The sequence below is a fragment of the Streptosporangium sp. NPDC000509 genome, from assembly GCF_042898365.1.
Lineage (GTDB): Bacteria > Actinomycetota > Actinomycetes > Streptosporangiales > Streptosporangiaceae > Streptosporangium.
The window spans coordinates 596,917-606,121 of record NZ_JBIAYX010000002.1 but is presented as its reverse complement, the minus strand read 5'-3'; the positions used below and the strand labels follow the sequence as shown (position 1 = coordinate 606,121).

Here is a 9,205-nt window from a genome sequence, read left to right as displayed (position 1 = left end):
CAGATCGGAGCAAAGACACTCACTGTCGAGGCCAGGGTTTGATTGAGTCAGACCCCACCAGGAACGCCTGCCCTTCTAGTCTCACTGGGTCTGATGGAGTCTCTGGCCTGCCCCGCGATGCGTCGTCATGAACGGACCGGCCGGGCACGTAGACGCTGCTCAATCGTGGGACGATTCTGCGGCGCCCAATGCTCACGGATGGCATTTCGCGCTCCCCCGCCCCCACGTAGCAGATGCAGCATGGCCCGTACCGGGGCGGCGCCGACCAGATCGACCGCGAACCGATCGGACGCGTACACCCGGCGGCGCAAGATCCACAGTACGGCCCGGTAGGCCAACAGCAGGCCGGCCCCGATGGGGAACATCATCGGCAGTGTCGCCAACTCGATAATTCCCCATGGGATCAGCACCGCGGCCGCTACCGGCAGGGCGTGCTGAGCGGCATGCAAGACGTACACATCAAAACCAGTGTGTCCCAGCGCGATATAGCCGAGTTGGTGGGCGACCAGACCGGCCAGCGCATCCTGTGGCCATCGTTCGGCTGTGGTCCGGTCGACGACGATTGTCACGGCCGGACGAGGCCAGGCCCACCTGACATCGATCATCGCCGCCACGTGCAGGTCAGCGATGGCGACGGGTGGGCGGGGATCAAGATCTGCGCGTGCTGTGAGAGCACGCATCAGGAGGTGCAGCCGATCAGCTATGTCTGCGTCCATTGCCTCTGCCTACGACGAAAGATCAGCATACGAGCCACTGCCGTCGGCCACGTCCACAGAGGTGGTGCACCTCTCTCTTCCGGACTGGTGTGACAGGCGTAGGGGCCGCTACGTGCCGTGTGGAGTCTGGGTCGTTGTGCTTCTACCGTGTCGGGGTGAAGGAGGAGGCGACCAGCCAGACGACGGTGGCCGCGATCACGAACGCGACGACGACCTTTTTCGTCTGTCCCAGAATCCTGTCCTTCGACGGTCCGTGGAACATCTGCCGCGCCAGGCGGGCGGTTTCGGCCCAGGAGATTCGCTGGCGGGGGTTCCAGACGGCCGACGCGACGAGGATGGTCGCGAGAAGCAGGTGCCATCGCACCGAATCGACGAGAGGCATCTGGAAGTCCTCGTCGTAGCAGCGGACGTACTCCACGACGTCGAGGAGTGGGAAGAGGAGAAGGATCGCTGCGGCCGCGGTGCCGGCTGGCCGTGCCCAGCGAGTAGGGGCTGCCATTGCCGCCAACGCGACGAGAACGACCGGCAGGCCGATCATGTCGGCATCACCAGACCACCGTGCGAGGTCGTTCGAGAACGACTCCAGAGTCTCGACGTCGGTGTAGAGGACCACGAGGAACCTGCCGGACGCGACCGGGAAGCGGTGGAACGCCGCGGCGCCGAGGGCACCCGCCCACAGGATGGTCCTGTGCCATCTTGGGGGAAGTGGTTTCCGGTGCAGCGGTGACCGGGCCGCCAGGAGCAGTGCTCCCGTGGCCGTCGAATAGCAGACGATCAAGGGCCAGGGCGGTACGGTCACACGCTCCTGCCCGGTGCACGGGTCGAGGCCCGGCAGGAGAAAGGCGGTGAAGAGTCCGAACGCGAGCACGGTGCCGACCGCTGCGACCGCCGTGAGCGTGGCCCGACGCGACCCGCGCAGGAGAAGACCCGCCACGATGACCGGCAGCAGGAGAACACTCCAGAACAGCAGCTCGCCCGGCACGCTCACCAGCGCGTAGGGACCCTCCGACGGGTAAAGGGCGGGGTTCGTCGCGGAACAGAACCAGCCGACGCTCTGCCTGCCGGCTCCGAACGTCGTCAGGATCACCGGCCCTGACACCGCCAGAACCGCGCCGAAGCGCAGTGCCACCATCGGGGCTCGCGTTTCCGATCCGGGTTCCTGTGTCACGGCACCCTCTTCTGAAAACGATCAATTCGAGTGAGGGTAGCGGATGGCCGTCGACTGAGCGGGAGGTTGCTTTCTGCGGCAGTGCCGGCTGATCATCGGCGTCGGCAGGGGGCGGTGACAGCGCAACCGTACGGCCCCTGCTCGGGGACGGACCGCGTGTCCGCTGAGGTCATTTCCGGGTGGCGGTGATCAGGTTGCGGGCGCCCTGGTGGAGCAGGTCGGCGGCGACGCGGGCGCCGAGGGTGGCGGGGTCGGAGTGATCTCCCCAGGCGTGGGAGCGGACGAACGCGCTGCCGTCGCGGTTGAACACCATGCCGAACAGCCCCATCTTCCCGTCGGCGGTGGTGGAGGCGTGTCCGGCGATCGGGCTGTTGCAGTGGCCGCGCAGCATGTGCAGCATGGTGCGCTCGGCGAGGATGTGCTGGGCGGTTGCCGGGTGGTTCAGCTCGTCCAGGAGTCGCATGACGGGGGTGTCGGACTGACGGGCCTGGATGCCGACGACGCCGGCGCCCACGGGCGGCACCATGGACACGCCTTCGCCTGCGGTGTGGAACTCCAGGGGCAGGATCTCGTGGTGTCGGTCCAGAATGCCGAGACGGCTCAGGCTGGCGCGGGCCAGGATCAGCGCGGCGTACTCGCCGTCCTCGTCGAGCTTGGTCAGGCGGGTGTCGACGTTGCCGCGGATGCGTTCGGTGCGCAGGTCGGGCCGGTGGATGCCGAGCTGGGCGCGACGGCGCACGGAGCTGGTGCCGATGAGGGAACCGGCGGGCAGATCGGCCAGGGCCACGCCGTCGCGGGTGACGACGACGTCGTGGACGTCGTCGCGTTCCAGGTAGGCGCCGAACGCGGTCCCCTCCGCGAGAGGGACGTCGCCGGGGACGTCTTTGACGCAGTGGACGGCGATGTCGATCCGGCCGCTGGTCAGCGCGCTGTCGATTTCCTTGCTGAAGGCTCCCTTACCGCCGATCTCGGCCAGGTCGCCGGGCCACAGGTCGGCGCCGACCTGCGTCGGCACGATCTCGATGGGAATGCCGGGCGCGAGCCTGGTGATCATATCGGCGACATGGCCGGCCTGGATCCTGGCCAGGGTGGAGGTGCGGGTGCCGATCCGCAGCGGGGTATCGGCGAACCGGTTGAGGAGTACGTCGGTCACGGTGCAGCTGTTCCTTTCGGTGAGATTCCGATCGCAGTGTGTGACTGTCTGTGGGAGTGCGAACTGACTGCCATTGGATGGTGCTCCGCCGGAAAGGGCTGACGGGGCACCATCATTTCGGTCGAGGTGCGCGCCCTTCCAAGCAGGAGGTCGTACGGTCTCGTCTGGCCCCGCGGGCGGCCCCTGGTGGCGCACCACCGCCTGTGGGGGGCGTGGGCGCGGCGGCACGGGAGGCCACTCGCCGTGCCGCCGCGCTGCTCATGGAGCCGTTCTCGGTTGGGTGTGGTGCTCGTCGAGTCGTTCGGCGATCCGGGCCGCGACCTGCGGCACGTCATCGGCGGCAGTGGAGGTGGCGGGTTCTTCCATGAAGGTGGTGCCCCAGGTGAAGAACTCGCCGTTGTGGTCGGCCCACACGGTCAGTTCGGCGCCGATGACGAGGCGGGGTGGGCCTTCGTCGTAGGAGATCTCCGAGATGATCCGGTGTTCGTGCAGTTCGGTTCGCAGATGCCTCAGGGCGGTGATCGCGCCGGGGCGATGGGCGGACGCGTCCACCCGGTCGTCTGCGGGGGTGTCGTGGGACGAGATCACGACCGGTCCCCTTTCCTGCGGGACGTGGTGGGGTGGGATGCGTTCGTCGGGGCCTATGGGCAGGATGCGGGGGTGGGGAACGAGTCCCGGGGCCGGTAGCGGCGGTGGTGAGATCTGCTGCGGCTCTACGTTGGCCTGCTGCATGAGGTCCCACAGTTCGGCGGCGCTCTGGGCGTGGATGATGCGGCATTCGCGCGGGTCGGCGCACTGCCACGCCTCGAACCGGCGGTGTCGCAGGCTCCACATGACCAGCCAGGTCGGCGCGTACTGCTGCACCTGTCTGGCGGCGCGGGTGGCGTCGGCGTCAGCGCGGGACAACATACTGTGCCGGGATCACGTCGGCCAGCAGCGGCAGCTCGCCTTCCAGGAGGCTGGCGGCGGGGCGGGCGCGCAGGATCCGGTAGTGCTCGGCGAGCTGGGCCGCGGCCACGGGCAGTGTCAGCGCGGAGCTGAGCAGGGGTGAGCCGGAGTGGCTGCGTTCGGGGCTGGTCCACCAGAAGTTCTCGCCGTCGGTGTAGGCGAGCAGGCCGAGGAAGACCGAGACGATGGCGTTGCCGGAGGCGAGGGGGTGGACGTCGGCCGAGATGCCGTAGACGTTGCCCAAGATGGCGGCGAGTTTCTCGGCGAGCTGGACGGCGGTCGGCTGTTCGGCTGGGGTGGGCGGCGGGGCGGCATACGCCTGGGAAACCGGAGCACTGCCGCGCCTGCTCATGGGGTTGCCCTGCGGGGTCGCGTTCATGCTGCGACCTCCCAACGGTGGGGCTGGTGCCGTCGGGGTGAAGGGATGTTCGGGGGGCGGCTCCGGCCGGGGGCGGCGGGCCCCGGCCGGAGGGTCTGGGGGGCGAGCGGCCAGGCGGCCGACTTCAAGCCCATGTTCGGAGGTGGGGCACTGTGGTCGTGTGCGCGGGCCGCGATGCGGGCCTTGCGGTGGGCGAGGGTGTCGCGGACGAGCGCCAGGCGGGTCGCGCGGTCGGTTCGTGTCTCGACCGGGCGGGGTGCGGGGCGTCGGCTGTCGTCGCGTCGGGCCGGTGCGATGGCGGCAGGTCGTAGGGCCGGGCGAGGGAAGGGGGAGGGCGGCGTTCGCTCGGGCAGTGGCGTGGGCGCGGTGGGAGCGGGTGGCTCGGAGCGGCGCTGCGCGGGGACCAGGGGGATGACCTCGGCGGGCGCCACGACGACGGGCTGCTCGGCCATGGGGAAGGGCTGCGGGCCGGTGCGGCGGCGCGCTTCCAGGCGCATCGCCATCAGCGTGCCGGTCGGCTGCGCGTACTCGTGGTCGATGGCCTGGCCGGGGCAGTGGTGGGCGTAGGGGGCGTGTCCGCAGACGGCGCATCCCATCGGCAGCGGCGGCACGTCGGCGAAACAGGCACAGCCGCTTGTCGTGGTCCGGTCGAGAACCGGAGCATTAAGGTTATTCACGGGTCAGGAGGACCTTCCTGATCAAGGGGCCCGTCCTGGTGTCAGCTACCGGTGGCGGGCTCCGTCTTGTACGTGGGCAAGTCGTGTCGTCACTGTTCGCCTACGCTTCGATCCGAACGGTCACCATGGTGCTGCGTCGCCTCTCGTGGAAGTGCCACAGTCTGTGTCACCGAGAAGTCAGACCGCGCCTACCCATTCAGCGAAACTCAACAGGCTTTGGCCGCTGGACCGATGCAGGCGCAGCAGGGTCTTGACATCCTCACGGACCCACGGGTGTTCACGTGTGTGCTGTGGTGCGATCCGGCGCGCGGTCAGTAGCGACTCGAAGGCCGCGTCTTTCTGACCGGCCCATAGCTGCGCTCTGGCCAGGTCGATGAAGAAGCCGCTGCGGCGCTCGGCATGCATTTCCGGCGGCGGTGACCAGTCACCGACCAGGGCGAGGGCATGCTGGAGATGGCGATCTCCGAGGCCAAGAGCGACGGATACCTCGTGAACACGGACCGAGCAGGGGCCGAACGCGGTCCCGTAGTAGATGTTCTCGGGGACCTGGTCGCCGAGTTGCCGAGCCTGTCTCAGATGGGTTATCGCGGCATCGGCATTGGCTGCTCGCGCTGCGATGACGGCCGCTCGCATGTGCAGTGATCCCAGGACGCCGAGATGCAGACGCCCGGCTTTTCGCGGCAACTGGTCGATCGCGGATTCGAGCGCACGCAACCCCGCCTGGTAGGTGTGCGCGGCGAAGAAGACTTCGGTCCGCACATACGCCGTGGACGCACTGAGCAAAGGATTCTCGGCGAGGGCCGAAGTCTGGCGCATCAACTCGATCAACCGAGCCGACAGATCGAGGTAGCCGTACTTGTAGGCGACCGCATCGGCTGCCCGGTAGGCGGCCACCAGCAGTGCCGAGATGTCTGCTGGATCGCCTGGCGCGTGCATCCCGCGGATGAGCTCACCGAGTAGTTCGGGCAGGGTCTGCGACAGTCGCACGTACTGGGCGCTCAGGCGCTTTTGGACTACGCCGGTGACGGCTGTTCGAAGCGCGGGCATGGGACGTACCGGACCCTCGTCGGGAATGTCGTAGGTGGCGATGACCTCGCGAAACGCGGGGATCGCGGCGTGGACGCGACCGTCGAGGCGTCTGGAGTTCCCCAGCAGCCGGGAGGGGTCAACGCTCAACGCCGCGGCGACGGCGTCCAGGACGGGGTCACTGGGGGTACGGGTGCCTTGCTCGATCTTCCGGAGCAGACTGAGGGAGATGTGGGCTGCCAGGGCGAGTTCTTCTTGGGTCATGCGGCGTGCGCTGCGGATCGCGGCTATGTGACTGCCGGGACCTTCGCCGGAGGCTTTGCGGGGCATCTCGGCTCCGTTCATCCAGCCAGGACAGATGGCAGTTCCGTGATGCTGTCGATCTGCCAATCCACCGCGTTCAGCACGGTCTCGTCGGCGCCCCACAGATGTCCCCAGGGGCCACGCCGGATCATGCACGTGCGCAGGCCGAGAGCTTTCGCAGGGATGATGTCGTTCGCAGGATGATCACCTACGTACACAGTTTCGTGGGCAGGAGCCTGGGCGAGCCGAACGACCTGATCGAAGAATCCAGGATCGGGCTTCGCGACCCCCCATTCCTCCGACGTGACGATCACGTCGGCGGGGATCGACAGCCCTCGCAAGAGGTCGCCGGCCCTGGTCGTCTGGTTTCCGGCGACGCAGACACGAAGCCCCGCGTCGCGCAGGGCTTGCAACCCGGGCCGCACATCGGGGTACAGGTCGCTTTCGTCGAGATATTCGCCCTGGCCCGCCTCCTCGCGAGCCCGGCGCACCGCATGCAGGTCGATGCCCGGTCGCAGGAGACGGACCGCTTCCGCGTTGTCCATGCCCAGCGCTGTTACCGCACCGACCAGGGCGGACAGGGTATGGCGGGGAACGTTCAGCCAGTCGGCCCAGGACCCCCAGTACCGGTCATCGCGAACCAGCGTCTCGCCGATGTCGAATACCACAGTCGTGACCACACTTCGGAGGGTAAGCCAGCGGGGTGCCGTCGTATTGCATGATCCGCTCGTTTTCCCAGCGCGGAGCGCGGTTTCCTGTAGCGGCGGGTCAGCGCGAAGAAGTTTGTAGGCGTCCGTTGACGTTCGCCGGGGTTCATGAGCTGGAACGGTGAACCTCTGTGAACTTCGGCGAACTTTTTTGCTCAGGTCTACAGATCAGGAGGTTGGCGTTTCGAGTACCTCCGGCCGCACACAGCTGAGAAGGCCCTTGATCAGGCATTACGCCATCAGAGGCCTTCGTCGTTTCTTGATCGTTTGAGCTTCTTGCCGACAGGCTTGGCTCCCGTCACCCTCCGAGCGTGGTCAGCATGAAGTAGTGGAGTACGCCGCCGACGAGGATGGCGGCTGCACCCGCTAGCCACATCGGCGCATGATCTTTCCCTCTGGACAGCAGCAAGGCCCCCCGATCGTGTGGTCTCTGCACGCCCGCTTGAACGATGTGAACGACCAGTGCGAGCAACACCGACAACACGGTGTAGGCGTCGGAGCTCACCCTGGCATCCCAGATCATGACGACATCCACGATCAGTCCGAGAAGGCCGGCACCGGCAATGAGTACTCTGCCCCTCTTCGGTACATCGAGGCGAGCGGCGTTCATCAGTGCGATGACGGTGACGGCGGCAACCCCGCCGAGGACGGCCACGTATCCCTGCGACTGAAGCCGCCACGGCCGGGGGCGTTCAGCAGCCACCGTCGGTGGCTGAGACGGCACATCCGTGGACACCACAGGAACAACCTCCAAGCTCTGATCTTGGAATTCTTATCCCATTCGGCCTGGCTCCGCCAGATGTCAGCACCAGTAGATCCGCTAGGTGAAATGCCGTCCATCGTTTCAGCACGGACTCGATCACCGCGCTTATCGCGGCCGGCAGGTGTTCGCGGGGCGGCCATCAGAGCATGGCCCGAATGCCTGTCAAGACGCCGAGGATATTGCTGAAGCGCCCCGTTATGGCCACCTTGAATGCTCTTGCTGTACTCCTGCCCTGGCGTTTGGATCTAGGAGGGTGCTTTTCTGCGGTGCGTCACATACGGCGGGTTCCAGACACCTCAGCCGTGCCGCCGCCTGTTCTGCCCGGCCAGGTCCTCTCACAGTGAGCAGGGCATCGACCTGTGCTATTGCCAAGAGAAGGAGTCGTGATCTTGACTGCGCTGACCTACACCATCCTCACCGACCCGACGTCCCTGGAGGCGTCAGTGAACGGGCGCTCTCCGTCCACGGGGACGCTGTATCTGATGGTCACCAACACCGGGAAGACGGTGCCCTGGTTGAGGATCGAGGTGAAGGTGCCCCTTGGCGACGGTGCCGGCCATCTCACCCAGAACATCAACGCGATCAACCCGAAGGGCGAATACACCGATACCCAGTCGAGCTCCCAGGCAGCCACTCAGCCAGTGATCGTCCAGCAGCAAGGCGCCGACGTCTTCCAGGTCACCACCCAGAGCGGTCGTTTAGAAGCTTTCGCACCTGGCGACCACATGGTGCTGACACTGGAAAACGTCACCGTCGCTCCCACTGCAGGTGTGGTCGTTCTGATGGTGACCGAGACCGTCAGAACCGGTAGAGGATGGCAGGTCAGCGACGCGGCCGTGCCGGTGGTGAAGGCCGCTCCCAAGGAGATTCCGGCACCGCGCGACTTCCGCCCGGACAAAACCATGCTGGACACCGGAGATGGCCTCACTCTGAGCTGGGACGGGTCCAACGACTTCAGCTACGAGATTCGCTTCCCCGGCGGGCAATCGGCCATCACCCCAGGCACGCGTACCTGGTCGCCGACCGACGCCCCGAAGCGCGCTACCACCTACATCCTGGTCGCCACCGACCCGACCACTCAAAAGCAGCACTTCCTCACCACGACCGTGCAGGTACGCCATCCCGTCCTGGAAACCCTCACCGCCACGACCGGCATCGACACCCCCTGGGTCCAGGGAACGACGAACAAGGGACGCGTCGCCTTCACCGGCACAGGGGTGGAGATCTTCAATGACTCCGGCGGGCAAGGGACGGTGACGGCCGACAGGGCCGATCTCAACGGTGTGAATACCGCGTGGGTGCAGGGGCGGAGCGCCGACGATGGGAGGGTTACTTTTCCCAAGGATGGGCTTGATGTCCGTCAGG

Annotated in this window: 10 protein-coding genes; 1 reads left to right on the top strand and 9 read right to left on the bottom strand. The window is 66.7% G+C overall.

Annotated features, from left to right (window positions below):
- Window positions 1-125 precede the first annotated feature (125 nt).
- From ACFY3D_RS06290 to ACFY3D_RS06250, 9 genes are all read right to left on the bottom strand, one after another.
- Window positions 126-716, bottom strand: coding sequence for a M48 family metalloprotease (locus tag ACFY3D_RS06290; protein ID WP_389975604.1), 591 nt, complete (start codon window positions 714-716; stop codon window positions 126-128).
- A gap of 142 nt (window positions 717-858) precedes the next feature.
- Window positions 859-1,884 carry a hypothetical protein gene (locus tag ACFY3D_RS06285; RefSeq protein WP_389975601.1) on the bottom strand — a complete coding sequence of 342 codons (1,026 nt, stop codon included), beginning with the start codon at window positions 1,882-1,884 and terminating at the stop codon, window positions 859-861.
- 169 nt (window positions 1,885-2,053) lie between these two features.
- Complete coding sequence (gene hemC / locus ACFY3D_RS06280) at window positions 2,054-3,037, bottom strand: hydroxymethylbilane synthase (protein WP_389975597.1); 984 nt, start codon at window positions 3,035-3,037, stop codon at window positions 2,054-2,056.
- A 258-nt stretch (window positions 3,038-3,295) separates the two neighbouring features.
- Window positions 3,296-3,946: a hypothetical protein gene (locus ACFY3D_RS06275; RefSeq protein ID WP_389975594.1), complete on the bottom strand. Its 651-nt coding sequence runs from the start codon at window positions 3,944-3,946 to the stop codon at window positions 3,296-3,298.
- Window positions 3,930-4,364: a hypothetical protein gene (locus ACFY3D_RS06270; RefSeq protein ID WP_389975591.1), complete on the bottom strand. Its 435-nt coding sequence runs from the start codon at window positions 4,362-4,364 to the stop codon at window positions 3,930-3,932. The genes ACFY3D_RS06275 and ACFY3D_RS06270 overlap by 17 nt, the downstream gene beginning before the upstream one ends.
- The gene (locus ACFY3D_RS06265) at window positions 4,361-5,041 is read right to left on the bottom strand and encodes a hypothetical protein (protein WP_389975588.1); all 681 of its coding nucleotides are present in this window, start codon (window positions 5,039-5,041) and stop codon (window positions 4,361-4,363) included. The genes ACFY3D_RS06270 and ACFY3D_RS06265 overlap by 4 nt, the downstream gene beginning before the upstream one ends.
- Before the next feature lie 177 nt (window positions 5,042-5,218).
- Window positions 5,219-6,412 carry a helix-turn-helix domain-containing protein gene (locus ACFY3D_RS06260; protein WP_389975585.1) on the bottom strand — a complete coding sequence of 398 codons (1,194 nt, stop codon included), beginning with the start codon at window positions 6,410-6,412 and terminating at the stop codon, window positions 5,219-5,221.
- Window positions 6,409-7,050, bottom strand: coding sequence for an HAD family hydrolase (locus ACFY3D_RS06255; RefSeq protein WP_389975581.1), 642 nt, complete (start codon window positions 7,048-7,050; stop codon window positions 6,409-6,411). The genes ACFY3D_RS06260 and ACFY3D_RS06255 overlap by 4 nt, the downstream gene beginning before the upstream one ends.
- Before the next feature lie 325 nt (window positions 7,051-7,375).
- A complete protein-coding gene (locus tag ACFY3D_RS06250) occupies window positions 7,376-7,831 on the bottom strand; it encodes a hypothetical protein (RefSeq protein WP_389975578.1) in 456 nt (151 codons plus the stop codon).
- A gap of 398 nt (window positions 7,832-8,229) precedes the next feature.
- On the opposite strand from ACFY3D_RS06250, the gene ACFY3D_RS06245 reads away from it, so the two are divergent.
- Window positions 8,230-9,205, top strand: a 976-nt coding sequence (locus ACFY3D_RS06245) for a hypothetical protein (RefSeq protein WP_389975575.1), incomplete at its 3' end; no start/stop codon positions are given.

Excerpts from the sequence above, each read along its gene's own strand:
- ACFY3D_RS06290 (WP_389975604.1), bottom strand. The coding sequence starts at position 716 with ATGGACGCAGACATAGCTGATCGGCTGCACCTCCTGATGCGTGCTCTC.
- ACFY3D_RS06270 (WP_389975591.1), bottom strand. The coding sequence starts at position 4,364 with ATGAACGCGACCCCGCAGGGCAACCCCATGAGCAGGCGCGGCAGTGCT.
- ACFY3D_RS06260 (WP_389975585.1), bottom strand. The coding sequence starts at position 6,412 with ATGAACGGAGCCGAGATGCCCCGCAAAGCCTCCGGCGAAGGTCCCGGC.
- ACFY3D_RS06275 (WP_389975594.1), bottom strand. The coding sequence starts at position 3,946 with ATGTTGTCCCGCGCTGACGCCGACGCCACCCGCGCCGCCAGACAGGTG.